Below are 26,754 nucleotides of genomic sequence, written 5' to 3'. Positions count from 1 at the left end.
TAAGGGATTAAGGCGATGGTTTCAGCAGGTCCAACGCTCTCTGCGCATAAGTGCCCTTATGACTTCTTCCTCTTCATAGCCGATTTATTCGTGAACACCATCCGTTAAGATGATATTAGAGATTATTATATGCATCCCCGGAGCATTAGTCAATAGCATATCGAATAAAACAAACGAAAGTGAGGGAATATACTACCAATTCAGGAAATGAGGGCTTCGCTGATGACATCTTCTCTGCAACCCGCTCTCCCTTTAGCAACCGATTTGCATACGAACATCTCGAGACTGAGAGAAGCGCTTGGCGATTCTCCAGACTTCATTACTCGCCTGCTCGATGTGCAGGTTACTCAGGATCACCTCTCCGTTGCTTTACTCTACATAGATGGGCTTGTCCAATCAGAATCTATCCATAAGCACCTTATAGAGCCCTTATTAAATGTTCAAGCAACTGAGCAGACAAGCGAGCAATATTGCGGAGTTCACGAAATCCTGCAGCAAACCATTTCCGTTGGCGAGATCTATGAAGCCAAATATGATAGTGAGCTGCTGAATGCCATTTTAGAGGGCAGCACGGTTATTTTGATTGATGGATTCGACGAAGCCTTTTTCGCCTGCACGAACGGCTGGGAGAAACGAGCGATCGAAGAACCCCAATCGCAAACCGTGATTCGGGGACCGAAGGAAAGCTTCACGGAGGATATTCGAACAAACTTGACTCTGCTCCGCAGAAAAATCAAGTCGGCTGATCTTCGCTTTGAGAGCATGAAGATTGGCCGTTACACCCGGACTGAGATCATCTTGGCCTATCTCGATGGCGTCTCCAATGAAAAAGTGCTGAATGAAGCACGCAGACGGCTTAAGCTTATTGATACGGACAGCATTCTGGAGAGCGCGTATATCGAGGAATTTATCGAGGATAAGGGTTATACGCCTTTTCCCACCATGTTAAACACAGAAAGACCTGACACTGCAGCAGCCGGTTTGCTTGAAGGACAAATCATCATTATGGTCGATGGAACTCCTTTCGCTTTAATGGCTCCCGTATCGTTCTTTAAGTTCCTGCAATCCAGTGAGGACTACTACCAACGATATGATATCGCATCCTTCGTGCGTCTGATCCGCTACGCATCTTTTTTCGTCTCCATGCTGCTCCCGTCTCTCTATATCGCGATTACCACGTTCCATCAGGAGATGCTGCCCACAACACTGCTCATCAGCCTCGCTGCGCAAAGGGAAGGCGTGCCTTTCCCCGCGCTTGTAGAAGCGTTCCTGATGGAGATCACATTCGAGGTGCTGCGGGAAGCAGGGGTGAGGATGCCCCGCGTTGTCGGGCCCGCCATCTCCATTGTAGGCGCGCTTGTCCTCGGGCAAGCTGCCGTACAAGCCGGTCTCGTGTCTGCAGCGATGGTGATCGTCGTGTCATTTACAGCCATCTCCAATTTTGTCACGCCCGCGATTAACTTGGCTGTAGCAGCAAGGCTGATCCGCTTCATGCTTATGCTGCTTGCCGGTCTACTCGGATTGTTTGGGATTTTATTCGGCTGTATGTTCATTCTTATTCACATGTGTTCAATTAAATCGTTCGGACTTCCTTATATGGCACCAATTTCTCCGTTTATTCCGTCCAATGTGAAAGATATCTTCATTCGTCTTCCATGGTGGAAGTTAATCACGAGGCCGTTGGTACTGACCAAGAACGTTTATAGACAGCGTCCAACAGCAAAAAATCCAAAGAAAAAATAACTGCGCACGGAGGAGACTGGATGCATGCGAACCAAGCGCCGAGTGGTGTTGACAAGCCTGATCTCTTTCGTTATTTGCTGCTTATGCACGAGCTGTTGGGACCGGACTGAACTAAATAAGATCGCCATCACCGCAGCAACCGCCGTCGATTGGGAGAATGATCACTGGAAGGTCTCTTATCAAGTCGTCATCCCTCAGTCCATTTCCAGCACAGGTGGAATGGCGATTCAGCAGGCTCCTGTACTGGTGTTCTCAACGAACGGAGATTCCATCCAATCTGCCGTTCAAAGAGCCAGTTTAGAGATGCCTCGTACGATGTTCTTCGCTCATAACCGAGTCGTCGTCATTGGCGAAAGTGCAGCTCGGAAAGGCATTTCTCCCATCATCGACGTTTATTTAAGAAGCGCGAATTCCAGGGAAACCGTAAGCTTGCTCGTGAGCAGAGACGAAGGACGAAAAATCCTGGAGCAAATTTTACCGCTTGAAAAAATTCCAGGCGCAGCGTTAAGAAACATGGTGCTTAACGAGGACAAAACCGATGGCAACCTTAAACAAGTCATGCTTTATCAGCTCGCGATGAGGATGGCTAGCGATTCCGGCTACTCCACCATCCCTGAAGTGTTTATCTCAGGCAAGGGTATCGAATCGACCTCGATTGAAAATTTAAAGAGCACCAATTTCGATACCAAGCTCAAAATGGGGCGCATTGGCGTTTTTCAAAAAGATAAGCTCGTCGGCTGGATGACTGGACATGAAGGTTACGGACTCAGCTGGCTTAAAGGAGAGATCAATCAGTCCACCTTATTTTTCGGGTGCTCGGAGAAAAGTGAGAAATCTCGCTCCGCCATACGTATTACCAAGGCTTCAACCAAACTGACCCCCGTGAATATCCAAGGCAAGTGGATCATCCAAGCTGCGGTAAAAGCTAGCGGACAACTGCTTGAAAATGGGTGTGTGATTGATGCCTCAAAGCCAGAAGGCAGTCGTGAGATGGAGAAGCTCATCGGAGAAACAATCTCGGAGCTTATGTCGACTTCCTTACGTAAAGCCCAAAGCATGAAAGCAGATGTTCTTGGATTTGCAGGTCTTATCCATCGAAAGGATCCGAAAGCGTGGGAGAAGTTAAAGCCAGACTGGGAAGAATATTTTGCCCAAATCCAGATGGAGTCATCTTTCCAAATCGACATTGAGAACATCGGCATGAACAGCAAGTCCGTTAAGCAGCTTATTGAGATCGACAATCGCTAATGGCACTCGGAAGAAGAAGGAGTCTAACCGCATGGAACGAATCAGCAACTACCAAATTGCCGTTATGATTATTCTTTTCCAAATCGGCAGCACGCCTTTATTTGCCATTGGCAGTAAAGCGAAACAGGATTCATGGGTTGCTATGATCGTCGCGGCAATCATTGGCTTAATCCTGCTGCGAATGTTCCTCTATATCCAAAGCATCGCGCCGGATCAGTCTCTCATCTTCTTAATGCGGATGTGCTTCGGCAAAATAGCAGGCGGCATGCTAAGCAGCTGCTTTCTTATTTATTTTGCTTATGAATCCATGAGAAACGTGCGCGACTTCGGCGAAATCACAAGCGTCACCCTGCTCACGCGAACACCCAAATTTGTCGTCATGCTGCTCGTCATCCTGCTGGCCGCCTATACGATAATTATGGGCATTGAAACCTTTTGCCGCGTTGCCGAAAGTTTAATATTGCCGATAGTTTTTAGCTATAGCATCCTTTGTCTCCTCATTTTTGGTTCCAAATTAGTCAAGCTTGAGCGTATACAACCCATTATGGAAAAGGGCTTCAAGCCAATCCTAACGGCAGCTTTTCCCGATCTGGTCTCTTTCCCTTTTGGCCAAATGGTCGTATTTCTGATGTTTTGGCACCTCATGGCAGACAGCAATAAAGTGAAACGCATCAGCATTTTCACCTATCTTGGAGTAGCGGTATTCCTCGTTGGGATGAATATGATAAATGTGTTGGTGCTTGGCCCTTCCTTGATTGGCAACAGCACCTTGCCCTTTTTGCAGACCGTGCAGTTAATTCAGGTTGGCGATATTTTTGAACGGCTGGACGTCTTCGTGACCCTGCTGCTTTTTCTCGGCTTATTCGTGAAACTCACAGCGTTTTTCTGGGCGGCCTCTTATGGGGTTTCCCAGCTCACAGGCTGCAGAGCCAAGGTTTCTATCTGCATAGTCGGCTCTGTCATATTCGCCTCTTCCTTTCTAGAGCCTAACTACACCTATCACATCTGGTTAGGTCTAGCCGTGAGCGTTAAGCTGTTCCCCATCTTTCAAATTCTGCTCCCTCTCGCCATGTTCATCGCCATTTTATTCCGCAAGCTCAAGAAAAATCCACCTTCAGAGGACACCCCAGCCCCCCGCGAGAATGCGTGTTAAAATAAAAAAAGCTTGCCCCCTTGCGGGGACAAGCTTCCTGTACGCGAAGCCAAGCTTACGCGTTTACTTTTGCTTTTGCAGCTGTTGCCAAATCGTTGAACGCTTTAGCATCGTTTACAGCCAAATCAGCCAAGATTTTGCGGTTGATGTCGATACCAGCCAATTTCAGGCCGTGCATCAATTTGCTGTAGCTCAAGCCGTTTTGACGAGCGCCTGCATTGATACGAGTGATCCACAGTCTGCGGAAATTACGTTTCGTTTGGCGACGGTCACGGTAAGCATACACTAAAGATTTCATTACTTGCTCTTTAGCTGTTTTAAATAAACGGTGTTTGGAACCGAAATAACCTTTTGCCAATTTCAAAATTTTCTTACGACGATGAGCGCGAATAAATCCGCCCTTGACTCTTGCCATTGTTAACTACCTCCTGGGATGTATAAATAATGTTCGAATGCTAAAGAATTAACCTTTGATTAGTGTCAGTTGTTGTTGCAAACGACGTACATCGCCAGGAGCCATTACTGGGTTCGTGGACAAAACGCGTTTTTGCTTGGATGATTTACCGGAAAGCAAGTGGTTCTTACCTTGTTTGTATCTCATCACTTTGCCTGTGCCAGTAATTTTGAAACGGCCTTTCAGGCTGCTGTGTGTTTTCATTTTCGGCATGGTGTGTTGTTCCTCCTAATTTAGTATACCGCCTAGGTTGTTGCCTTCGGCGTTAAGATCATGATCATGCTTCTTCCCTCAAGCTTAGGAGCGCGCTCCTGTGAGGAAATGTCGGCTGTTTCAGTAGCCAGACGTTCAAGCACTCTGCGACCAATCTCCGAGTGCGCTATTTCGCGCCCGCGGAACCTGACGCTGGCTTTCACTTTATCGCCATCGCCAAGGAACTTAATCGCATTGCGAAGCTTCGTTTGGAAGTCATGCTCATCAATTGTCGCGCTTAAGCGAATCTCTTTGATATCCACGATCTTCTGGTTCTTACGAGCTTCTTTCTCTTTCTTCTGTGTTTCGTAACGGAATTTACCGTAATCCATAATGCGGCATACCGGCGGCTTCGCCGTTGGTGCCACATTTACCAAATCCAGGTTCGCGTCTTGTGCGATTTGAAGAGCTTCGCGAATCGGCGTAATGCCAAGTTGTTCTCCGTCCGCCCCAATCAGGCGTACTTCCTTCACACGAATCTCATCATTAATCATATGGTCTTTGCTAATAGTGTTCCACCTCCAGAAAGTATGTACCTCTATCCAATATAAAAAAGATGTGGGCACGGTAACGGCCCACATCTTCATCAATAACAGGTTTAAGCAACCTATTGAGCATTCATGATGATTCATTCAAACCAGCCAACAGCGTAGTTGGTCAGGTGAGAAGCGGGCGCTTCTGCTTTTACTTGAAGTATAATATCATCTCGGTGAAGAAAAGTCAACTGACTTGTTTACTTTTCATTTCATCCAGGCGAATGACGCGTGTATGCTCCGTGTGGCTCCATTGCTTGTTGTTTTGCGTAAAGAACGCAAAGAACGTAATCGGCCACCAAGAGACCATAAACACAGGATATAAGATTAAATATTTATACACTTGGCGCGGCGCCTTCTCAATCATCATAGAGATTGGCAGCAGCACGAAAATGGCAAAACTCACAGAGTTAAAGAAAACCGGATTGATATCAGCAAGCATCGGTGTTTCGGACCAGCCCGGCGTTATGGATTTGATCCACAGCAGCACGGTGATAATCGCTCCGAAGAAGAAGTTATATACGTTAGCGGAGTAAATAGCCGCGTCAATCTTCGTCCAACTGCCTTCTTTGATACCTTGCCACAATAGCGGGAAGAAGTAACGCTTGGCCACGTCAAAGTGTCCTTGCATCCAGCGCAGACGCTGTTTGGCAGATGCTCTGAACGTAAGCGGCTTCTCATCGTAAACGAACGCTTCGTAATTGTAAGTCGGTCTAATTCCCATTTTGATACAACGCATCGAGAACTCCAAATCCTCAACCAGGCTGGTAGCTCCCCATCCAATCTGCTTTAACAGCTTGGACTCAAAACACATGCCCGTACCGCCTAAATAGTTGGCAAGGCCCAAGTTCGTGCGGGGCATCTGCCAGAAACGGTTTGCAAAATAATACGAAATTGCGTAGGAGCCAGTAACCCAAGAATCGTTCGGGTTCTTGCTATCTAAATAAGCCTGAATAACTCTGGAGCCGGAACAAAGATCATTGTTCATGTGAATCAGGTAGTCCGGGCTGGCGAGATTGTCGGCATCGAACATGACCACCGCGTCATACTGGCGTTCGCGCTTCCAAAGCTCCTTCAGCATCCATTCAATCGCATAACCTTTGCCTCGTAGATTCGGGTTGTGACGCTCCATGGCATAAACGCCATGACTGCGCGTAATTGCAGCCGTGTTATCCGTACAGTTATCACAAATCACGAAGATGTCATAGAGCTCTTTGGGGTAATCCAAAGACTTCAGATTCTCGATCAATGCGCCAACGACTTGCTCCTCGTTATGAGCTGCAACCAGGACAGCAAACGATTTTTGCGGCGCAAATTTCTGTTTGTTTCTTGGACGGTACCATCCGAAGAATGTTAAAAAAAACTGATACGCACCGACGAGCGCCAAGCCAATCTGAAACGTAAGCACAATCTTGTCAAGCATGAAGCAAAGTCCCCCTTTTTGTTTATGCACACAAGCTATCTTTTTATACGCATAGTGCGCAATTATGTACAGGTGAATTAACCGTTCTTGATTTTCCTCTCTTTCCCCCTATTTGTCAAAGTCTACAAAAACCGAAAAATAGCCAGTTCTCAGAGATTTAAGGGGAACGGACACATACTTTGCCGTATGTGCTTGAAATCAGATCGTTAAAGTCCTGTTTTCAACGTTTTTCATTTTATTGTGTACAAAAAGTTCACCATTTAGACCAACCAGCAACCCCTCATGTGTTTCGGGTTTATTATAATTCACCCGAGCTTCTCCTGACAACTTTTGCCGGGTTCAATCAAGCAACGGTTCCTGTAAGCTTTTCAGAGGTATCCTTCATAACATTCGCTGGGTTTCCACGCAGAGAGTCCGTCATCGGAAAAACTCATTCACAAGCACCATAACGCCCGACTTACAGCATAACGGACTTCGCAACGTCGATGCCATACGACCTAAGCACTGACTTTCTTTCGGGCATTTTCAGCCTGAACCGCGCAACGTCGACATCAAATCCAATAAATCCCAATTTGAAAGGGGTTACAAAACAATCGTTCTAGGCCCAATGGAACGGGATAGCACTTCGACATTTAGGGTAAAATAAAAGGAATACTCTACCATTATTTCCATCATTACTTCTTTTTACCCGACCTTAAAAGTGTAAACGTATATTTCTAAAAATTTATTACTGCGTTAATCTCCTTTTAATAAATGATCTATATAATTTGAAATAACAGATATCTCAAGTTTCGAAGGAGGCTACTACTCATGAGCAGAGTCGTGAACTGGCTTCAGCATCATGAAACACGCATGTTCCACTTTGTGAATCAACGTATTCAGCACTTCTTCCTCGATCATTTCTTTTCTAGAATTACGCATTTAGGAGGAGCTACGGCGACGATCGTGATTTCACTTTGCTGTGCTTTATTTGGGCAAGGAGCACTGCAAACCGCTGGTATTCAAGCTCTAATCGCCTTAACCATCAGCCATATACCGGTTGCTATCATTAAAAAGAAATATCCGCGGCTCCGCCCTTATCTCGTACATCCTCAAACGATTACGTATAAAAATCCATTAACGGATCATTCTTTTCCGTCCGGACATACAACCGCTATTTTCTCGATCATCATTCCGTTTATAGCAGCCATGCCTATCCTGGGAATCATTCTTTTGCCGCTTGCATTTATCGTTGGTCTATCACGTATCTATCTTGGGCTGCATTATCCTTCCGATTGTTTCGTCGGCAGTTTGATCGGTACGGCAGCAGCACTAACAACTGTAGCTCTATGGGGGTAAAATGAATGGATGCTGGGCAGGGTAAAAAGCGGGTTCTCATCCTCTCCGAAGGTTTCGGAGCAGGTCATACGCAAGCAGCTTATGCGCTCGCAGTAAGCTTAGAAAAGCGATGCACAACGATTGAAACACGTGTATTAGAACTGGGGTCTTTCCTGCATCCGACTATTGCGCCATGGATTATCCAGGCTTACAAAAAGACGCTGACCACAAATCCCAAACTTTATGGTCGATTATACCGCTCTCAGTACAAGAAATCGTTAAATCCGTTGACACAATTAGCACTGCACCGCATTTTCTACGCACAGACCGCGGAGATTATCCAGAACTGGGCTCCCCAAGCAATCGTCTGCACGCACCCTTTTCCCAGCGTCGTCGTGTCTCGGCTCAAACGAGCCGGCCTTGCCATTCCGCTGTGCACAGTCATTACGGATTATGACGTACACGGAACATGGGTCAGTCGTGAAGTGAATAAGTATATGGTCTCGACAGAGGATGTCAAAAATAAGCTGCTTGGTCGGGGAATCCCCGCGGCTCAGGTCGAAATTACAGGGATCCCTGTCCACCCAAGTTTCCGTGTAGCGCACGATAAAGCCATCATCCGACAGCAGTTCCAATTAGCCGCGATGCCAACAGTACTCGTCATGGGCGGCGGTTGGGGTCTAATCGGGGGCGATTCGCTCAGTGAGCATCTCGTTGCCTGGAGAGACCGCGTGCAGTTCATCTTTTGCCTAGGAAATAACGCCAAAATATTAGCGAAACTCTCCGCGGACGAACGGTATCAGCACCCGAACATCCGCCTGCTCGGATTTACGCCAGACATTGACAAATTAATGGAAGTTTCGGACTTGTTGGTTACCAAGCCAGGTGGAATGACCTGTTCAGAAGGTCTTGCTAAGTCCATTCCGATGCTGTTCTACGATCCGATCCCGGGACAAGAGGAAGAGAATGTGCACTACTTTACCGAAAAAGGATTCGGTGAACCTATCCGGTCCGCCGATACGATCTCGAACTGGTTGTCGATGCTCGTCAGCCGCTATACGGATGTCCAGGCCAGACGCGTATGGAATTACCGTCAACGAATGAACACGCCTTCAGCGGATTGTTCAGAGGTTATTCTGCAAGTGATGGGCTAACCTATCATTAAATGTACAAAGAGGCTGCCCCTAAAGTCATCAAATGACGAAGGGGAGCCTCTTTTTTGGTTTTTTATGGCGAGATAACGATGAGTTTATTCCGCTTTCGCCTTGTTCAATTGATCGAGATGAGCGGCCAGCACGTCCTGACCAATCACCACTTCACAACGAAGGATGTTCATACCCTTTGTGGCGAATTTGGTTTCGTATTCCGTCATGACATGATCCGGGTGGAACCCCTCAGCATGTAGGTTCAAAGAAATATTGCGCATTCTTAAACCCATATCGGCAAAAGAATTCAACGAGAATTCAAATAGTGACTGCGAATCTGTTTTCAAATGAATCTCGCCGTTTTCGTTCAAAATTTGCTGATATTTAGCCACAAAACCTGGATGTGTCAGACGTCTCCGGGCATGCTTTTTCTTCGGCCACGGGTCACTGAAGTTCAAATACACCCGCTCCAGTTCACCTTCAGCAAAAGCTTCTTCAATATGTTCGATATTGAACAGCATCAGCTTCAAATTCGGGATGTTATTCACTGATTCTGATTCTTCCTCGGTATTAATCTCATGAGCGATCTTCGCTTTCTCACTCGCTTTGCGGATCAGCTCATCATACATATCGACGCCAATGAAATTAATATCGGGGTATTTCTTGCTCATTTCACTGATGAAACGCCCTTTCCCCATCCCAAGCTCAGCATGAATAGGGTTATTATTGCCAAATAACTCCGCCCATTTGCCCTTATAATCTTTGGCATTTAGAACAACGAGTTCTTTCTGGCGTTCAATATCTTCTCGAATTCCTTTTCTTCCCCGTAACCGCATCTATTATTTGCCTCCTACACGTACAAGCTATCGAATACAAATCATAGACCATTCTTGGGAAAAAATCAAAGGGAATTGAACTTCTTCACAGTAAGTAAGTTCAACAGTCAAGGTGTCTCTCGATAAAGTAGTTTCGGTTTAAAGAGATAGCTTTATGAATGGCAGATCATGAGAATAACATAAAAAAGCTTATTCAGACTCATGCCAGATTCCGTTAGCAACGTTCTATGTTGTATTTTTTACAATCATTTAGCTGTAATTGGGCCTTAGCCCGCCCTTATGTTGTACTTCATACAACGATATAAGCACTAAACTGCTTATATCTCACCTTTTCGCAACAAATCGATGTATTTTGTGCAACGAAAGACAACATTCGCCGTCAAATCAAGCATTTTTGTTGTATATAATGCAATGTAGGCCTGGCCCTATTATGGGTAAACTTCGCCTACACAACAAAAACGCCCTCCATCAGGAAGGCGTCCATTGTTCATTCGTTATTTGTAACTCTCATCTCTGTTTCTATTGCCACCTCTTAATCCTGCTAACCCTATTAACCCTATCAATCCAAGCCATCCCCAGTTCATGCTCTTGTCAGATGACGTGGTCGCATAAGCGCGATAAGATGACGTATCATAATTGCCGCGATTCGTTCCTGTTGTGCTTGTTGTGCTCATCCGGTCCATGAGATTATTGCCATAGCCATTGATTTGACCTAACACGCCAGTACCCGTGCTTTTTCCCGTATACGTGTTAGTCGTTGTTCCGTCTGGTCTGTACAAGCCATCATATCTGTGTGGATTAGTAGTTGGAGCCACAGCATTTGGACTTGTAATTGGAGTTGTAACTCCGTTGTACGTATTCGTGTTGGTCATCGTCCCCGTTCCGTTCAACAAGCCTGTTCCGACGCTAGTCCCCGTCGTAGCGTCATAAGTACTGCCCGAATAGCCCGATGTTGTCGTAGTCCCCGTCCCCATAGTCCCTGAAGTACCCGTATGAGCGTTCATTGTCGGTGTACTCATGTTAGCGTGCGCCCCAACTGCCCCAAAGCTCAATGCTGTCGTTAAAGCTACCGCCAATGTCACTGTACGAAACTTTTTCACTTTTTCATTTCCCCTCTCGGCATATGATCGTCATGCAAAGTTATCATGCTCCGATAAGCCCTCTTTTAACGGGGAAGTTGGTGGAAAGGCAGGGGTCGCTTTCATGTTTATTTTTCGCTACAATAGGGTGGAAGGAAAGGAGTTCTAATCTGATGTCTACAATCATACAAGAATCGCCTCAGCTCTGGGGGGATAAACGTTTCCATACATGGAATTATGAAATGCGCGAAGCGTTCGGCGGCAAAGTGTTTAAAGTCATGCTCGACGCAGGCTTCACTTGTCCGAATCGCGACGGCAATATTGCAACCGGCGGCTGCACGTTTTGCAGTGCCCGAGGCTCCGGCGATTTCGCCGGAAGCCGCCGCGACGATCTCGTTACGCAGTTTAACAAGATCAGAGATCTCCAACATCAAAAGTGGCCGGATGCCCAATATATCGGTTACTTCCAAGCTTATACGAATACGTATGCACCTGTGGAGCAACTGCGCGAGTATTATGAAGTCATTTTACAGCAGCCAGGCGTAGTTGGCTTATCCATTGCAACGCGGCCCGACTGCTTGCCGGATGATGTCATTGAATACTTGGCCGAGCTGAACCAGCGAACCTATCTTTGGGTCGAAATGGGCTTGCAGACCGTTCATGAATCAACGTCCCAGCTGATCAACCGCGCACATGACACTCAGTGTTATTTGGATGCTGTGGCTAAACTCAGGAAGCATAATATCCGCACGTGTGCGCACATTATTTACGGATTGCCTGGGGAAACCCATGACATGATGCTGGACACCGGCAGAGCAGTCGCTCAAATGGATGTGCAGGGCATCAAAATCCATTTGCTTCATTTAATGCGTAAAACACCTATGGTGAAACAATATGAAGCCGGACTGCTCCAATTTCTTGAAAAAGACGAGTATGTGAAGCTCATTGTCGATACACTCGAGTTTCTGCCACCGGAAATGATCGTTCATCGGCTAACGGGAGATGCTCCTCGCGATTTGCTGATAGGGCCAATGTGGAGCCTTAAGAAGTGGGAAGTGCTAAATAGCTTCGATAAACTATTAGCAGAAAGAAATACATGGCAAGGCAAGTATTGGAAAGGCAAGTCCAACAAATAAATAGCGGCTGGGATCAAACCCATTTCGATTTTGAACCGTTTCCTATTATATAGTGAGAGCTTATATGAAGGAGATGGGTGCGATGAAGAAAAGGGTTGGAGCAGCTTTTGTTGGGTTCATGCTAATCCTGTCAGGATGCGGAGCGGCGCCCGAAACAGCGGCGCCGGTTTCTGTATCGCCGTCACCGTCCGTGACGGCAAATGCCACACCTGCCTCTGCGGCGCAGGCGGCGACACCAACAGCCGCGGCTACGCCAGCGGCAGCTACAACAACGCCGGCCACGCCAGTGCCGGCGGCAAGCAGCACGCCGCAGCCTAGCGCAGCGGCTGCGACACCTAGCGCAGCGGCAGCAACCGCTGTGCCGCCAGTGGCGTCGGCTACGGCGAAGCCGACGCCGGTGTCAACACCAACGCCTGCGCCTGCAAGCGAGGCGCCTCCGCCATCCCCGAAGCCGCAGGCTACGGCGGATGCCGGTGTTACAAGCGCAGCGCAGGCTGAAGCGCTGTTCAAGAACAACTGCATGGCCTGCCACGGGGCTGGCCTTGAAGGAGACTTCGGGCCGAACCTGACGAAGGTCGGTTCGCGTAAAACCAAAGATGAGATTGTGCAGCAAATCATCAAGGGCAGTGGCGATATGCCACCTTTCCAGAAAGCCTTAAAGGCTGAAGAGATCGAAACGCTGGCCTCATGGCTGGCAGCCAAAAAATAACTGTCGCTCACCAGCACAACAGCATGGAGGCTTTCTTCATATGGGTTTTGTTTCTGTTTTAGGTTATGCTCATCAACTAATCGGCCAGCGTGTTCAACCAGGCGATACCGCCATTGACGCGACACTCGGCAACGGCGTTGACACCGTCTTCCTTGCGAAGCTGGTGGGACGCCGCGGCCGCGTGTACGGCTTTGACATCCAGCAGCAAGCGCTGGATCAAACGAAGATGCGTCTGGAGAAAGAACTTCCGGACGCATCTTCTTCTGTGCACATGAGCTTATGCAGCCATGCGCTCATGGAGACGGCTGTGCCGGAGGACCGCCACGGCAAGGTGGCCGCGGTCACCTTCAACCTCGGCTACCTTCCCGGGGCCGATCCAGTAACGATCACGAAGCAGGAATCGACGCTTCCTGCTTTGGAAGCCGCGCTCCGCCTGCTTCGCAAAGGCGGCATTGTAACCATCGTGCTCTATAGCGGGCACGACGGCGGCTCCGAAGAAGCTGCAGCCGTCGAAGCTTGGGCACAGCAGCTGCCGCTTGCAGCTTATCAGGTGCTTCGCTACCAATTTATGAATACTAGTGCGCATGCCCCCTATCTCTTGGCTCTAGAAAAAAGATAGACCCATGGTATAATGCTAGGAGAGTAGTAGGTTTACTCCTTTACTACCTATTAAATACATAGAGAGAAAGTAGGGATAGCAGTGAAATCATACCCGCTTCAATTTCAACCTGAAATGAAAGAACGTGTCTGGGGAGGCAGAGCCCTGGAGAAGTTTGGATTTCAGCTGCCGGAAGGCGCGATTGGCGAAGGCTGGATGATCGGCGATCACCCGAACGGAACAACGAAAGTTATTAACGGAGAGCTCGAAGGTCTTGGGTTGGACGAAATCCGCCAAAAATACGGTAAAACGTTATTCGGCACCAAAGGCTTTTCCGAAAAAAACGGACGTTTTCCACTCCTGATTAAACTTTTGGATTGTGAAGACGATCTGTCCGTTCAAGTTCACCCCAATGATCACTACGAACATTTGGCCGCGGGAGAGCTAGGCAAAACCGAAATGTGGTACATCCTAGACGCCAAACCCGGCGCCAAAATTATATATGGCATGAAGGAAGGCGTTACACGTGAAAGTTTAGCGCAAGCCATTAGCGAGAATCGTATTTTGGACTGCCTGCAGGAAGTTCCTGTAGAAGCCGGCGATTCCTTCTACATCCCTGCCGGTACTGTTCATGCGCTTGGCGCTGGCGTATTGGTGGCGGAGATTCAGCAAAACTCCGATACGACTTACCGTCTGTATGACTACAACCGTCCGGGACTGGATGGCAAACCGCGCGATCTTCATATTGAAGATTCACTGAACGTCATTGCTTATGAAGGTTCAGGCTCCACGCGCATGAAAACAAACCTGAGCGAAACCGGCACATGGTTAACGTTAGCCAAGTCTCCTTTTTTCATCGTGGAAAAAGGTTTGGTAGGACCTAAGTGGGAGCTTAGCACATCACCTGAAAGCTTCGTGATTCTCGTCATTGCTGACGGAAATGGCACGCTTCAATGGGAAGATGGCACCATCTCCACCAAGCCAGGCGACTGCTTCCTGCTTCCGGCTGACCTGGGCAGCTATGCGTTAGAAGGAAACATGACGGTAATTCGCAGCTACTTGCCTTAATACCTATCAAGCAACAGCCAGCCGTAAATGGCATACAAAAAGCGCTCCAACCGACATCCAATCGATGTGGTGGAGCGCTTTTTATTTAGGAATACCGTCTATTCTTCCGACAGGGAGCTTTCTTTTAAAATAACGTCGTGTGCGCCGCCCTCTACTAAGCTGGTTGCCGAAACAAGCGCAATTCTCGCTTTGCTTTTCAGCTCATCCAAAGTAAGTGATCCGCAGTTGCACATGGTGGATTTAATTTTGCCAAGTGTTTTATCCAAGTTCTCTTGGAGGCTACCCGCATAAGGGACATAGGAATCCACGCCCTCTTCGAATAAAAGCTTGCTTTTGCCGCCTGTGTCATAACGCTGCCAGTTGCGGGCACGATTGGAGCCTTCGCCCCAATACTCTTTCACGAAGTTGTTGCCTACCTTCAGCTTTCTGGTTGGACTTTCATCGAAACGGGCGAAATATCTGCCAAGCATCACGAAATCAGCGCCCATAGCTAAGGCTAGTGTAACGTGGTAGTCATGCACAATACCACCATCGGAACAGATCGGAATGTACGTCCCTGTTTCTCTGAAATACTCGTCTCTGGCTTCGACGACTTCCATGATGGCGGAAGCTTGACCGCGGCCAATCCCTTTTTGTTCCCGTGTGATACAAATCGAACCGCCACCGATTCCTACTTTCACGAAATCTGCACCAGACTCCACGAGGTAGAGGAAGCCCTCACGGTCGACAACGTTGCCGGCCCCGATTTTCACATTGAAATTTTCTTTCACGTACTGAACCGTTTCACGCTGATATTCACTGTAGCCATCAGAGGAATCGATGACCAGAATGTCTACTCCCGCCTCAACGAGAGCAGGAACTCTTTCTTTATAATCCTTGGTATTGATTCCCGCACCAACAATATAACTTTTGTTAGCATCAAGAAGTTCCATCGGATTTTCTTTGTGCTCATCATAATCTTTGCGGAAAACAAGCGTTTCAAGCTTCAATTGCTCATCGACAATCGGCAAGCAGTTCAGCTTGTGATCCCAAATTAAATTGTTCGCTTCCGATAAAGTAATTCCCGATTTTCCGTAAATCAGCTTATCAAAAGGCGTCATGAACTCACGAATCGGACGATCCAGCGGGTCACGGCTTTTGCGGTAATCACGACCTGTTACAATACCCAGCAGCAAGCCGTTCGCTGTACCGTCGTCCGTAATCGCTACTGTGGAATGGCCCGTCTCTTCTTTCAATGCCAGCACATCGCTTAATGTATGATCGGGCGTCAAGTTAGAGCGGCTTACGACGAAGCCAGCCTTATACCCTTTCACTTTCCGTACCATCTGTGCTTCCTCTTCGATCGACTGCGAGCCAAAAATAAATGAAATCCCGCCACAACGCGCCAAAGCAATCGCCATTCCATGATCGGATACGGCTTGCATGACAGCAGATGAAAACGGGATATTGAGCGAGATTGCAGGCTCCTCGCCTTTATTGAACTTGACAAGCGGTGTTTTGAGCTTAACATTCGCCGGTGTACAAGCCTTTGTTGTCAGGTTAGGAATTAACAGAAACTCGCTGAATGTGCGGGATGGTTCCAAGTAATACGTAGCCACTTTACAATTTCCTCCTCATCGATCCATAGGTAAATTTTTTCAATCGTATCATTGAACCTCACCTGTGGTCAATGGTTTTTTCAGGAAAACGTATATTTACCCCTTCCAGATCTGCGTTTCAGCCTCACCATTCATATATTCCATGTACGAAGGCGTGATGTCGAGGACGACGTAGTTGGGATCCTGCGGACCGTCAAACCACTTTGCCATCTCGTCTGTCCACAGCTTTTCACGCAGCGTATTATCTTTGCTTATCGTCGCTGTCCCTTGAATCTGCAAAATGTCAGAGGATTTCCTCCCATCATATCCGACCAGGATATGGACATTGGGATTGTCCTTCACCTCGTCCACTTTATCCGTCTTCCGATTCGTAGTTAGATACAGGGTCAGCCCTTCATGATGCAGCGCCATATAACGGACTTTCGGCTTCGTTCCTTCAACCGTGGCAAACGAACAAATTTTATTAGCGTCGAGAACTTGTTCAATCTGCTCTTCCAGTTTATTCTTTGTCTCGTTCATTCAGCAAAACTCCTTTCAGATCAGGTGCTAGTTTAGCAAGCAGCTTATGGGTCAACTCCCCTAGATTACCCTGAAAAGGCCTATTTTTATGCGAAAAAAAGCCCCTTCCCATCATCATGACGACGGGCGTGGGGCTTTTTTCTAGACAGTCGCCGTCTGGTGCAACGGCATACTGTAGCAGCTAGCCGGGAGCTGGGCATCCGGCGGGAAGTGTACGATAAGCAGCTCCTGACTGGAGCTGTCGATCTCACCTGTTTGCAGATAAGTCTGCAAAGCGAAAGGCAGTACCTCAAGCATCGCATGCTTGTGGAGATCTTTTTCATTGATGCGCAGCAGATGGAAGTCACCGCTTGCAAGTTCCGGCTGCTCAGCCAGAAGCTTGAGGTAAGCGTTCTGTTCGGACTTCTCCAATGTGAAATCCCACCAGATTTTACGCGGCTTATACTTATGTCCCAGGAAATAATCCAGCTTCATGAGACCTTCAATTACAGGCATGTTCTTCGCTTCGCGTTGAAGGAGGAACTCGCGCAGGCGGGTAAATAGATCCTCGAGCTGATGCCCGATTTTCTGCCAGCCTCGGCCTTCCCAGAAATCTCCGAATTCTTGGAAGAAATCGAAGGCCGACGCAAATTCATGAGCGATCAAATATTTGACCGTATGGTCCATGCGGTGTGCATTCCAATATTTCTCGAGCACGTCCTCTACCCGCTTGATGCGAATTAGATCCGTGAACGGCAGGATGTCATTGCCCAGAATTTCATACGGAGCATGATCCATATACACGTAGCCATATTTATGCGCGTCTTTGCGCATCCCGGTGCCGCGCAGCATTTTGAGGAACCCAAGCTGCAGCTCTTCCGGTCCTAGCTCAAAAACATCATTAAACGTCTTACGGAACGATTGGTAGTCCTCTTCAGGAAGACCAGCGATCAGATCGAGATGTTGATCGATTTTGAAACTGTTTTTCACTTTGGAGACCGTTCGGCTCAGTTTCATGAAGTTTTGTCTGCGCTGCACCAGCTCATTCGTGGTATCATTCGTCGACTGTACGCCGATTTCAAAACGGAACGTGCCCGGTGGCGCATTTTCAGCCAAATAATCGAGAACCTCCGGCCGCATGATATCCGCCGTAATCTCGAATTGGAACACGACGCCGCGGTGATTGGCAATCAGAAATTCGAAAATTTCCATCGCGTAGTCCCGTTTGATATTAAACGTCCGGTCAACAAATTTAATCAGCTTCGCGCCTGAATCGATTAAGTACAGAAGATCCGACTTCGTCCGTTCCATATCAAAGTAACGCACACCCACTTCAATACTGGAAAGACAGAATTGGCAAGAGAACGGGCAGCCGCGGCTCGTTTCGAAATAGACGACGCGGTTCGCTAAACTCGGCAAATCTTCTTTGAACCGATGCGGTGACGGGATGTCATCGAGCTTGAGCTTCGGTCTGCCTGGCATGAGCACGACTTCTTCGCCTTTGCGGTACGCAAGCCCGTACACGAAGTGATATTTGCGCGTCGTCGAAATTTCCGTCAGCAATTGGTGGAAGGTCTCTTCGCCTTCGCCCATAACGATGAAATCCACCTCTGGAATGCGCTCCATCCAGTAGTCCGTATCGTAAGATACTTCAGGGCCGCCGAGCACGATGAGGATTTCGGGCCTGATTTTCTTAATCATTTTAATAATATGAATCGTTTCTTCAATGTTCCAAATGTAACAGGAAAAGCCCAGCACGTCCGGCGCCTTCTGGTACAGGTCGGAGACAACGTTCATCACTGGGTCCTTGATCGTATATTCGGTAATTTCAACATCAAAATCCTTCTCGCAGAACGCTTTCAAATAGCGCAGCGCCAAGGATGTATGAATGAATTTGGCATTCAGCGTCGTTACTAGTACTTTCATTGTAAAAAGACCTCGTTCTATTCTCGTTTATCGTTCTCTCTAATTCTACACGAAAACCGAGGAAATACAAAGGAGCAGTGAAAGATGCACGCTTCGCAACGGTTATAACACCATATCATCGTCGAGCTGCGGATTTTCATAGGGAAACTGCAGATATGAGGCTTCTTGGATCGCATTTTTCCATCTTTCGGCATGAGACTGCAGCTGCTGTTCGACATCTTGAATCCTTTGTTGCAGATCGCTGCTGCTCTCTGCCGTGCCGCTTTGCAGCGCCTGCTGCAGAGATGTGCGTTCTTCAAACCACTGCGTTAATTGATATAAAAGCATAGGGAAAACCACCTTTTCTCACACATTGAGTACAAGTAAGTATTCCCTATGCCGGGGTTGCGCATACCGATGGCAAAACGTCGCCTCAGCCCGGGAGCTGGCTTCGCTGCCATTGAGTAACGCCGATTACTCCTGCTAATTGCCAGACTCCTAACCGCTTTCTAACAATTAATTGGATTTTCCACCGCTAATTTCACCAAATCTCGCAGATTCGTAGTTACCGATGAATTAGCTGGAGCTTCTACCACTACTGCACTCCATGCGGCAGAACAACGCAGATTAACGATAATTTTTCCATCTATCCCAGTTGAGGTGGTTAAGCTGACCCTACGAGAGCAACGCCCCATCCTGCAAAAGCAAAGCCTGCAGCTCGTCAATATCGATCTGGCCCGGCAGTACGCCGTGCTTAACGGCAAGACCGGCAGCCGAACCGGCCGCTTGCCCCGTTGCCATGCAGCTCGGAGTCAGGCGCGTCGTGGCTAACGCTTCATGCGTCGTCGAGATACAGCGTCCTGCGGTGAGCAGATTCTCGATCTTTTGCGGGAGCAGACAGCGGTAAGGGATGTCATAGGCGCCATCGCCTTTGACCCAGGCTGCCGTCACGCCTTTGCCGGAAGGATCGTGGATGTCGATCGGATACCCGCTTCGCGCGATGACATCCTCAAAATGGCGGCCTTGCACGACATCGTCCACCTGCAAAGCGTACTGGCCGTCGATGCGGCGCGTTTCTCGAATGCCGATCTGGGCGCCAACCGATGAGATCGACGCTTTTTCGAAGCCAGGCAAGTTATTTTTCATGAACTCCGCCACCATCAACACCTGCTTGCGTCCAAGCTCTTCCGCTTCGGTCAAATCCTCCACGTTAGTACCGTCAAGCCCTTGTACACGCGTAGTGTTGACCAGCACTTCGTCGGCTTCAGGTCCAGTGAAGAAGAGCACCTGATCGCGATTAATCGGCAAATTCGCTTCCTTCCAGTGCTTGAAGTAACCCAGAACACCGGACAATGGCAGCTCAGCCAGTTCGGAGAACGGTGTTTTTTTATAAAACTCATCCGGATGATCGAGCATGTACTGCTTCACGCCGGCCAAGTCCACGCCGCGCATACGGAATTTCATCGTCATCGGCTGTGTCAGCTTATCCCCGTCACGGCCTTGCAGGCACGGAGCGCCAGACAAGTAAGCCAGATCGGCATCCCCCGTCGTGTCGATAAATACTTTACCACGCACATCGATTCTGCCGGACTTGGACGTAAGCTGCACCGTTTGAATACGGTTATTCGCGGTCTCCACTTGATCGACAAAGCTGTGGAATAGCAGCTTAACCCCCGCTTCCTTGAGCATATCCACCGCCAGTACTTTGTAAATCTCAGGGTGATACGGCGTTATGGTGTTCACGAAGCCAACGGTGTCTCGGAGATGCCCCGGGGAAGCATTCATCGCCATAAGACGATCGATAATCTCCTGAGCAAGTCCTTTGATCACCTGCTTGCCGTCCGTCGTATGAAAGGTCATCCAGGGATATACAAGGGCAGCCGTGGACATCCCGCCAATAAACCCATACTTTTCGATTAAAACCGTCTTAGCCCCGCTCCGCCCTGCAGCAATGGCTGCATTAACCCCTGCCGGACCGCCCCCAACTACAACAATATCCGCTTCTATGATTTTGTTCATTTCAATCTCTCCCTTGTATCGAATTCTGAATTCAGGCTGTTTTCTCGCTTTTCCCAAGTATAGATGAAATTTAACTTTCAATTTAGTTTAAAATTAGTTTAAAATTACTACATACTTGTACAAGGGGACTCCGGAACTTATGCGCAAAAGAATAACACTCCATGATCTCGCCGCTCAGCTTGGCTTAACGATTCAAACGGTGTCCAAGGCACTTCGCGGATTGCCTGGCATGTCTGAACAAACACGCAGTGAAGTATTTAAGCTTGCGCGCGAGCTTGGTTATATGACCAAAGACCAGAAGCAAACGCTGCAGCTCGATCATATCTCTCCGTACCCTGTCGTTCAGCGCAGATTTGTACTCGTTCAAAACAAGATGTCATTGAATTTCAATCGCTTGCTGCTGCAAGGCCTCCATGAACGGTTCATGGAATTTGGACATACCGTCCAGCCGCTGCTTATCCCGCCCGATCTGAAGCCTTCACAATTTCAAAGCTGGGCGGAAGATCAGGAACTGCTATATGCAGAAGGAATTTTCATAGCGCCGAGAATGAATCACGATCTATTGGAGCAGAAGCTGCTGGAGCTGCCGCTGCCACGGATTCTGCTCAATTTCCCCCCACCGGAATCAAAAGTGGATAGTGTCATTTGGGATGTTTACGAAGCGATGTTCCAGGCCGTACGCAGGTTAGTTCGAATGGGACATCGGAATATTCTGTACGTGGGAGATACGCAAGATCAGCGGGGGTTCGTTATTCGATGGCAAGCGTTTTGCGAAGCCATGAAGGAAGCCGGCTATGCAGTCGATATGCGGGAACACGTGACCAAACGCGATGGCACAGACAAGTGGCTGCAAGATGTGGAGCAGCTCTATCAACAGCGCAAGCCTACAGCTGTTATTTGCGGCATCGACGAAGAGGCGGCGCCGGTTTACTATACCCTGCGCCGAATGGGCGCCCAAATTCCGCAGCAATGCTCATTCGTCTCGCTGCTCAACGAGCAAACCGACACGCTGCCGCTGTGCTCACGCCCGCAGCTGCCCATCCGGGAATCGGGGTATCGCGCCGCAGACCGCATGCTCTGGCGGATTGCCAACCCGCATTTACCCTTCGAACATGTGCGGCTGCAGGGGGAGTTTTTCATGGGGAGCACACTATCTGTGCATAAGTATAACGAATAAAAAAGAGGGCAGCTTGACCAAGCTCCCTCTTACTCTTCTTCACTGGTATAATAATTAGCAAGCTTCTTAAATTCGGCTGCTTTCATGACATTGCCCCTCTTCTTCTCCTGTCCGGACATCCAAGCGGCAAGAACGCCCAGCCTGAATTCTGCTCTTGCTTTTTTCTCAATGAACCATTGGTCAAAAATACCTGGCATAATTTCCTTATTGCGCATAAAACGAAACAATCTTTTACAGCTTTCATACATCTCCGCTTCGTTATCCTCATGATGCAAAGTCTGTTTGATATGTTCAAAAAAATCAAGTAGATCGCACTCAATCTTGCATTGCAAATATAAATGCTTACGATCCGTTTTCAAAATTGAGTTTTGATCTTGATCATAGGTAAGCAACTTTTTCAAATAGTTAAGATAGACCTTTAAATTTTTCAGGGCAATAGGCAATGGCAGCGATGGAAATATCGCATCACACAGATCTTCTCTGGTTGAAGACGGGTGTAAAACCAAATAGACGAAGATGTTTTGGGCATACCGTTTGTTCCAGCCATCCAAAATTTCTTGTCCGTTCACGCTCACCCGAAATCCGAATAAAAGTTCCACTTTCACGACGGGTACCGGATTTTGTCTGCTAGGGATCAACGTTTGCAGGTAAGAATCCCACATGTGTTGAATGGAACTTGCCATTTCCGACGGCTCCACACCTTCAGTTTCTACTGGACGATTCCTCTTCCTTTGAATAAAGTCCTTGATCCACTCGACGGTTACATCAGGCTGATCGATAAATATGGCATTCGCCGCATTTGGAACGATGTAAAACGTAGCGTCCGGAATAAGCTCGGCCGTCATATTTTGGAAAGAAGAAGGATAAACTGTATCACATTCCCCAGCAAGCAGCAGAGTGGGACTTTGAATCCATGATAATTCACTAACAGGTCGTTGCTCAATGTGCAACTTAAATAGTTTCATGTAACTTTCAACGGGCACATCTGCATACATATTGTACAAACGCTGAGCTTCCTCATGCCGAAACGGATAGACCGTTAACGAAGGGAGAAGAAAATGTTGGAGCATATAGCCCATACCGTATTTTTCAATCAAATCCATATAGTTCTTAATGACAGTGCTCCCACTCGTCTCTGGAAACAGCACGTTAATCGAGATAAGGACGAGACATTTCACTAACTTAGGGTACCGGATGGCGAAGAAAATAGCCAAGGACCCTCCAAAACTATGTCCTATCAGATGAAAAGTTTGTAGATTCAAGTGCCCGATCAGCGTATAAATATCATGGACAAATAGGTCCCATGAGATCTCGCCTAAGGTTGATTCACTTTTTCCACATCCACGCAGATCAACAAGCAGAAGATGATAATCCTCTTTTAAGCCGTCAATCAAGTGTCCCCATCGTGAGGAGTCAAAACCGTTTCCATGAAAAAAAACGATCGTTTCTTCGGAGTCGCGCGTGGATGTAATAAATTCGTAGTAAAGGCTAACGCCATTGACTTGCGCAAAAGACACCGATGCACCACCATTCCGTTCTATGTTAGGTTCTATCATATAAGGAACGGGGCATTTAAACAATATGACTAGCTGTACAAAAATCTTTGGAGGTTTCCACCTTTCCAACAAAAAAAGCGCAATCCGCAGAGTGCACCTTCCAAAGCTTTCTATTTAATTCGCAATGCGCAGTGGCGTTTTCACAATAACCATGGCGTTCGCGATGGTCACTCTATAGCCCAGATTAACAGCCTCAGAAATAATCATGACAACTTGCTCTTGATGCAAAGCGGTTGCGGGAAAAAACTTTTGGTAAACGGTGCGAACATCCTCATATACCAACTCCAAAACTTCAAACGGAGGTAACACCGTGTTATAGTACTCATCAATAAAAGCATCGCTTTCTATAAATACATCTTCCGTAGGAAGGTTGTAGCCCCTGGCTTCCAGAACAAGTTTGGCAATCCGATTACCTTTAATTGCTGCATAACAAATAATGTTGTCTCTAAAAAGCTGCATTTCTTCCGGATTCAAAATCTTCAATTGCGGCGCTGCACCCGTCAGGAAAACCTCCCACATGGTTTCCAGCATAACTTGCATATTCTGCAAGAGCGTGTCCGCACGGTCGTCGATCGCCGCTTTCGTGTTGCACAAAATCGTTTCACGGTTCTCATTTAATCGCGTATTCACAGTTGCCATATAGGAGTCCAGCTTCGCTTGATTCCGCTTGATGGCTGCAATTTCTTGGGCGACAACGCCTTTTTCCATCTGCTCCTTCACAGCCTCTATGAAAGGTCTCTGCTTCGTTACGTACCAATAATAACGACCAGTACCCTGCTCAAAAGCTCCCTCGATCCAGACAACAGGCTGAGAATCGATCGTATCAAAACCCAAGCTGGTTGTTTGCAGCAGCGGGAACCTTTCCATCGTTTTTTTATTTCGGTCAAAGAATGCGATATAATGGTTCGTCACCGCAAGAATGCCCTGATTGGCGTCTGGGTGACTTGCCTCTGTAAGAAAATGCGGCGTTTCGTTCGTTTGCTCCCGAACATACGTGATTGCACTCGTTCTATACAAAAATTGAATCCCTTGCATGAAGATCCTGCGTGCTTGCCGGAACGTTAAGAAATCGGTCGATTTTCCCATTTTGAAAAGTACCCGCCCTTTCATCTATGTAAGGAGCAATATTTCTTTTGATATGTTCTTACTATACGCTTTCAGAGGTTACACAAAAGTTACAGGCGCTGAGTTTTCCGCTTCTGCACACATGAAATTCCCTGTTAACGTTTCTATTGTTTTTGTGAACATGATATATTGTTAGACATACACGATTAGATCGGCGTGCGTATGTATTGAAAAGGAGGTCATTTTATGCCAAAAAAGCAAGGCAAGCATCAAAGCCCTGGCAAAAATCAAAATCACAACCCCAAGCTCAAAATCAGCAAGAGCCAAACGCATAAACCTGTTTCAACCAAGGCCATTACGGAGGCGAACACGCGCCAGTATACGGTTAAGGAAGCAACGGAACTGCTGCCCTTTTTATTGGAAAAGCTCTCCGGCGTTGGCCGAAATTCCGTGAAAGCCACCCTGGCACGCGGACAGGTTTCCGTGAATGGAAAAGCCGTCACCGCTTACAATCACCCCCTGCAGCCTGAGCAAACGGTAACCATCAGCAAAGAGAAAATCGTAGAAAATATTCCGCTCGCCGGGATGTCCATTCTGCACGAAGATGAGGATGTTATCGTCATTCAAAAGGATTCCGGCCTTCTATCGATCGCGACCAATCCAGAGGAAAACCAAATTACCGCCTACCGCCAGCTGACGGCACATGTGCGTAGCCATGATCCGAAAGCCCGAATTTTCGTTGTGCATAGACTTGACCGGGATACTTCAGGTGTCATGATGTTCGCCAAAAACGAAAAAGCTCAGCAGCATCTGCAAAACACCTGGCAGGATAGTGTGAAAGAGCGTACATACGTAGCCCTAGTGGAAGGGTTGGTCAAAAAAACAGAAGGCACCGTTACTTCCTGGCTGAAGGAGCATCCCAAATCTCTCAAAATGTACTCCACACCTTATCCAAATGACGGCCAGCATGCTGTAACGCATTACAAAACGCTACAAGCGAACCGGAGTTTCTCCCTGCTTGAAGTTAATCTGGAAACCGGACGTAAGAATCAAATCCGCGTCCACATGCAGGACATCGGACACCCTGTCGTCGGCGATAAGAAATATGGATCGAAAACAAAAGAAATTGGCCGCCTCGGACTTCATGCGCGCGTACTTGCCTTTTTGCATCCGACAACGGGTGAGCTGCTGCGTTTTGAAACGAATATTCCGAAGGTGTTCATGAACCCTTTCCGTGAATTACCTGCAAAAAAATAAGCCAGTAGGAGTAATTACAAATGCGAATTGTTGTGCTTGACGGTTATACGTTAAATCCCGGCGATTTGGACTGGGAAGGTCTACACGCTCTCGGAGAAGTGATTGTCTATGAACGCACCACTGCTTCACAGATTGTTGATCGTGCAGCTGACGCTGACATCGTGTTAACGAACAAGACGCCGCTTTCCGCAGCCACGTTACAGCAGCTTCCTAAACTTCGCTACATTGGCGTCCTTGCGACTGGCTATAACATCATTGACTTACAAGCAGCTAAGGAGCATAACATTCTTGTGACCAATGTACCTGCATACGGTACGCAATCGGTTGCTCAATTGGTTTTTGCTCTATTGCTGGAGTTTTGCAACCGAGTACAGCAGCATAGCGATAGCGTTGTAAATGGAGGTTGGTCCAGCTCAATCGACTTCTGCTACACGGTATCTCCACTGACCGAGTTAAGCGGAAAAACGATCGGTCTCATCGGCTTAGGCCAAATCGGCAAGCAAGTGGCGCTCATCGCCAAGGCCCTGGGCATGAACGTAGTAGCAACAGGCAGCGGTAGACGTACGCCTGAGGCTGTCGAAGGTCTAACTTGGGTTTCGCTGGGTGAGCTTCTGCAGCAGTCCGATGTCATCTCGCTCCACTGTCCATTAACCCCGGAGACCAAAGAGCTTATTGATGCAGACCGAATTGCCCTTATGAAACCTACGGCTTTTCTCATCAACACGGCTAGAGGCGGCCTTCTGAATGAGGCCGATGTTGCGCAGGCCTTGAACCATGGGCGTCTGGCAGGCGCCGGTCTCGACGTATTGACGGTAGAGCCGCCGACGCCGGATAATCCCTTGCTGCATGCGCGAAATGTGCTCATCACGCCGCATATTGCTTGGGCAACGAAAGAAGCGCGCGCCAGGCTGATGACGACTGCCGTTAGCAATGTGCGTGCCTTCCTTGAAGGGCAGCCACAGAATTTGATCGGGTGATACTCGCG

Annotated in this window: 25 protein-coding genes and 1 other annotated feature; of the genes, 12 read left to right on the top strand and 13 right to left on the bottom strand. The window is 47.8% G+C overall.

From position 1 onward, the window contains the following. Positions 1-222: 222 nt before the first annotated feature. The 3 genes from RQP52_RS22605 to RQP52_RS22595 are packed head-to-tail and all read left to right on the top strand — an operon-like array spanning position 223 to position 4,144. Complete coding sequence (locus RQP52_RS22605; protein WP_315953939.1) at positions 223-1,743, top strand: spore germination protein; 1,521 nt, start codon at positions 223-225, stop codon at positions 1,741-1,743. A 24-nt stretch (positions 1,744-1,767) separates the two neighbouring features. Further along, positions 1,768-2,991: a Ger(x)C family spore germination protein gene (locus RQP52_RS22600; protein ID WP_315953938.1), complete on the top strand. Its 1,224-nt coding sequence runs from the start codon at positions 1,768-1,770 to the stop codon at positions 2,989-2,991. A 31-nt stretch (positions 2,992-3,022) separates the two neighbouring features. Then, on the top strand, positions 3,023-4,144 hold the full coding sequence (locus tag RQP52_RS22595) for a GerAB/ArcD/ProY family transporter (RefSeq protein ID WP_315953937.1): 1,122 nt from the start codon (positions 3,023-3,025) through the stop codon (positions 4,142-4,144). A gap of 55 nt (positions 4,145-4,199) precedes the next feature. Here the strand turns inward: RQP52_RS22595 and rplT are convergent, their stop codons facing one another. From rplT to RQP52_RS22575, 4 genes are all read right to left on the bottom strand, one after another. Further along, positions 4,200-4,559 carry a 50S ribosomal protein L20 gene (gene rplT, locus RQP52_RS22590; RefSeq protein ID WP_127455519.1) on the bottom strand — a complete coding sequence of 120 codons (360 nt, stop codon included), beginning with the start codon at positions 4,557-4,559 and terminating at the stop codon, positions 4,200-4,202. 48 nt (positions 4,560-4,607) lie between these two features. Next, positions 4,608-4,811 (bottom strand): 50S ribosomal protein L35, encoded by a 204-nt coding sequence (gene rpmI / locus RQP52_RS22585; RefSeq protein ID WP_145658092.1) that lies wholly within the window; start codon positions 4,809-4,811, stop codon positions 4,608-4,610. A gap of 32 nt (positions 4,812-4,843) precedes the next feature. Next, positions 4,844-5,344, bottom strand: a complete 501-nt coding sequence (gene infC / locus RQP52_RS22580; protein ID WP_127455517.1) for a translation initiation factor IF-3 — start codon at positions 5,342-5,344, stop codon at positions 4,844-4,846. Between the two features lie 50 nt (positions 5,345-5,394). Continuing rightward, positions 5,395-5,540: a sequence feature (ribosomal protein L20 leader region), on the bottom strand. A gap of 30 nt (positions 5,541-5,570) precedes the next feature. Then, entirely contained in the window at positions 5,571-6,806 is a 1,236-nt protein-coding gene (locus tag RQP52_RS22575) for a glycosyltransferase family 2 protein (protein WP_127455516.1), read from the bottom strand. Between the two features lie 810 nt (positions 6,807-7,616). Here RQP52_RS22575 and RQP52_RS22570 point away from each other — a divergent pair. Both RQP52_RS22570 and RQP52_RS22565 read left to right on the top strand, forming a co-directional pair. Next, positions 7,617-8,144 carry a phosphatase PAP2 family protein gene (locus tag RQP52_RS22570; RefSeq protein ID WP_315953936.1) on the top strand — a complete coding sequence of 176 codons (528 nt, stop codon included), beginning with the start codon at positions 7,617-7,619 and terminating at the stop codon, positions 8,142-8,144. 5 nt (positions 8,145-8,149) lie between these two features. Next, positions 8,150-9,277, top strand: a complete 1,128-nt coding sequence (locus RQP52_RS22565) for an MGDG synthase family glycosyltransferase (protein WP_315953935.1) — start codon at positions 8,150-8,152, stop codon at positions 9,275-9,277. Positions 9,278-9,372: 95 nt separating this feature from the next. Here the strand turns inward: RQP52_RS22565 and trmB are convergent, their stop codons facing one another. After that, complete coding sequence (gene trmB, locus RQP52_RS22560) at positions 9,373-10,104, bottom strand: tRNA (guanosine(46)-N7)-methyltransferase TrmB (RefSeq protein WP_315953934.1); 732 nt, start codon at positions 10,102-10,104, stop codon at positions 9,373-9,375. A gap of 494 nt (positions 10,105-10,598) precedes the next feature. Further along, positions 10,599-11,204: a WGxxGxxG-CTERM domain-containing protein gene (locus RQP52_RS22555; protein WP_315953933.1), complete on the bottom strand. Its 606-nt coding sequence runs from the start codon at positions 11,202-11,204 to the stop codon at positions 10,599-10,601. Between the two features lie 152 nt (positions 11,205-11,356). Between RQP52_RS22555 and RQP52_RS22550 the strand changes: the two genes are divergently transcribed. From RQP52_RS22550 to RQP52_RS22535, 4 genes are all read left to right on the top strand, one after another. Continuing rightward, the gene (locus RQP52_RS22550; protein WP_315953932.1) at positions 11,357-12,319 is read left to right on the top strand and encodes a TIGR01212 family radical SAM protein; all 963 of its coding nucleotides are present in this window, start codon (positions 11,357-11,359) and stop codon (positions 12,317-12,319) included. Positions 12,320-12,401: 82 nt separating this feature from the next. Then, entirely contained in the window at positions 12,402-13,028 is a 627-nt protein-coding gene (locus RQP52_RS22545) for a c-type cytochrome (protein ID WP_315953931.1), read from the top strand. A gap of 40 nt (positions 13,029-13,068) precedes the next feature. Further along, positions 13,069-13,647: a class I SAM-dependent methyltransferase gene (locus tag RQP52_RS22540; protein ID WP_315953930.1), complete on the top strand. Its 579-nt coding sequence runs from the start codon at positions 13,069-13,071 to the stop codon at positions 13,645-13,647. A gap of 81 nt (positions 13,648-13,728) precedes the next feature. Next, entirely contained in the window at positions 13,729-14,694 is a 966-nt protein-coding gene (locus RQP52_RS22535) for a type I phosphomannose isomerase catalytic subunit (RefSeq protein ID WP_315953929.1), read from the top strand. Between the two features lie 98 nt (positions 14,695-14,792). Here the strand turns inward: RQP52_RS22535 and RQP52_RS22530 are convergent, their stop codons facing one another. From RQP52_RS22530 to RQP52_RS22510, 5 genes are all read right to left on the bottom strand, one after another. Next, the gene (locus RQP52_RS22530; RefSeq protein WP_315953928.1) at positions 14,793-16,292 is read right to left on the bottom strand and encodes an IMP dehydrogenase; all 1,500 of its coding nucleotides are present in this window, start codon (positions 16,290-16,292) and stop codon (positions 14,793-14,795) included. A 96-nt stretch (positions 16,293-16,388) separates the two neighbouring features. Then, complete coding sequence (locus tag RQP52_RS22525) at positions 16,389-16,811, bottom strand: pyridoxamine 5'-phosphate oxidase family protein (protein WP_315953927.1); 423 nt, start codon at positions 16,809-16,811, stop codon at positions 16,389-16,391. A 141-nt stretch (positions 16,812-16,952) separates the two neighbouring features. Next, entirely contained in the window at positions 16,953-18,716 is a 1,764-nt protein-coding gene (locus RQP52_RS22520) for a B12-binding domain-containing radical SAM protein (protein ID WP_315953926.1), read from the bottom strand. A 102-nt stretch (positions 18,717-18,818) separates the two neighbouring features. Beyond that, on the bottom strand, positions 18,819-19,043 hold the full coding sequence (locus RQP52_RS22515) for a hypothetical protein (RefSeq protein ID WP_127455504.1): 225 nt from the start codon (positions 19,041-19,043) through the stop codon (positions 18,819-18,821). A 327-nt stretch (positions 19,044-19,370) separates the two neighbouring features. Further along, the gene (locus RQP52_RS22510; protein ID WP_315953925.1) at positions 19,371-20,714 is read right to left on the bottom strand and encodes an FAD-dependent oxidoreductase; all 1,344 of its coding nucleotides are present in this window, start codon (positions 20,712-20,714) and stop codon (positions 19,371-19,373) included. 139 nt (positions 20,715-20,853) lie between these two features. Here RQP52_RS22510 and RQP52_RS22505 point away from each other — a divergent pair, with 139 nt between their 5' ends. Further along, complete coding sequence (locus RQP52_RS22505; protein ID WP_315953924.1) at positions 20,854-21,891, top strand: LacI family DNA-binding transcriptional regulator; 1,038 nt, start codon at positions 20,854-20,856, stop codon at positions 21,889-21,891. A 29-nt stretch (positions 21,892-21,920) separates the two neighbouring features. Here the strand turns inward: RQP52_RS22505 and RQP52_RS22500 are convergent, their stop codons facing one another. Both RQP52_RS22500 and RQP52_RS22495 read right to left on the bottom strand, forming a co-directional pair. Next, entirely contained in the window at positions 21,921-23,447 is a 1,527-nt protein-coding gene (locus RQP52_RS22500) for an alpha/beta fold hydrolase (RefSeq protein WP_315953923.1), read from the bottom strand. Positions 23,448-23,561: 114 nt separating this feature from the next. Beyond that, positions 23,562-24,533 carry a hypothetical protein gene (locus RQP52_RS22495; protein WP_315953922.1) on the bottom strand — a complete coding sequence of 324 codons (972 nt, stop codon included), beginning with the start codon at positions 24,531-24,533 and terminating at the stop codon, positions 23,562-23,564. A gap of 225 nt (positions 24,534-24,758) precedes the next feature. Here RQP52_RS22495 and RQP52_RS22490 point away from each other — a divergent pair, with 225 nt between their 5' ends. Together RQP52_RS22490 and RQP52_RS22485 are read left to right on the top strand one after the other, a co-directional pair. Beyond that, complete coding sequence (locus tag RQP52_RS22490) at positions 24,759-25,769, top strand: RluA family pseudouridine synthase (protein ID WP_315953921.1); 1,011 nt, start codon at positions 24,759-24,761, stop codon at positions 25,767-25,769. Positions 25,770-25,789: 20 nt separating this feature from the next. Beyond that, positions 25,790-26,746 (top strand): D-2-hydroxyacid dehydrogenase, encoded by a 957-nt coding sequence (locus RQP52_RS22485; RefSeq protein WP_315953920.1) that lies wholly within the window; start codon positions 25,790-25,792, stop codon positions 26,744-26,746. The last annotated feature ends 8 nt before the right edge of the window (positions 26,747-26,754 follow it).

This window comes from Paenibacillus violae, assembly GCF_032461945.1.
Lineage (GTDB): Bacteria > Bacillota > Bacilli > Paenibacillales > NBRC-103111 > Paenibacillus_E > Paenibacillus_E violae.
This window is presented reverse-complemented; position numbering and strand designations above follow the sequence as displayed.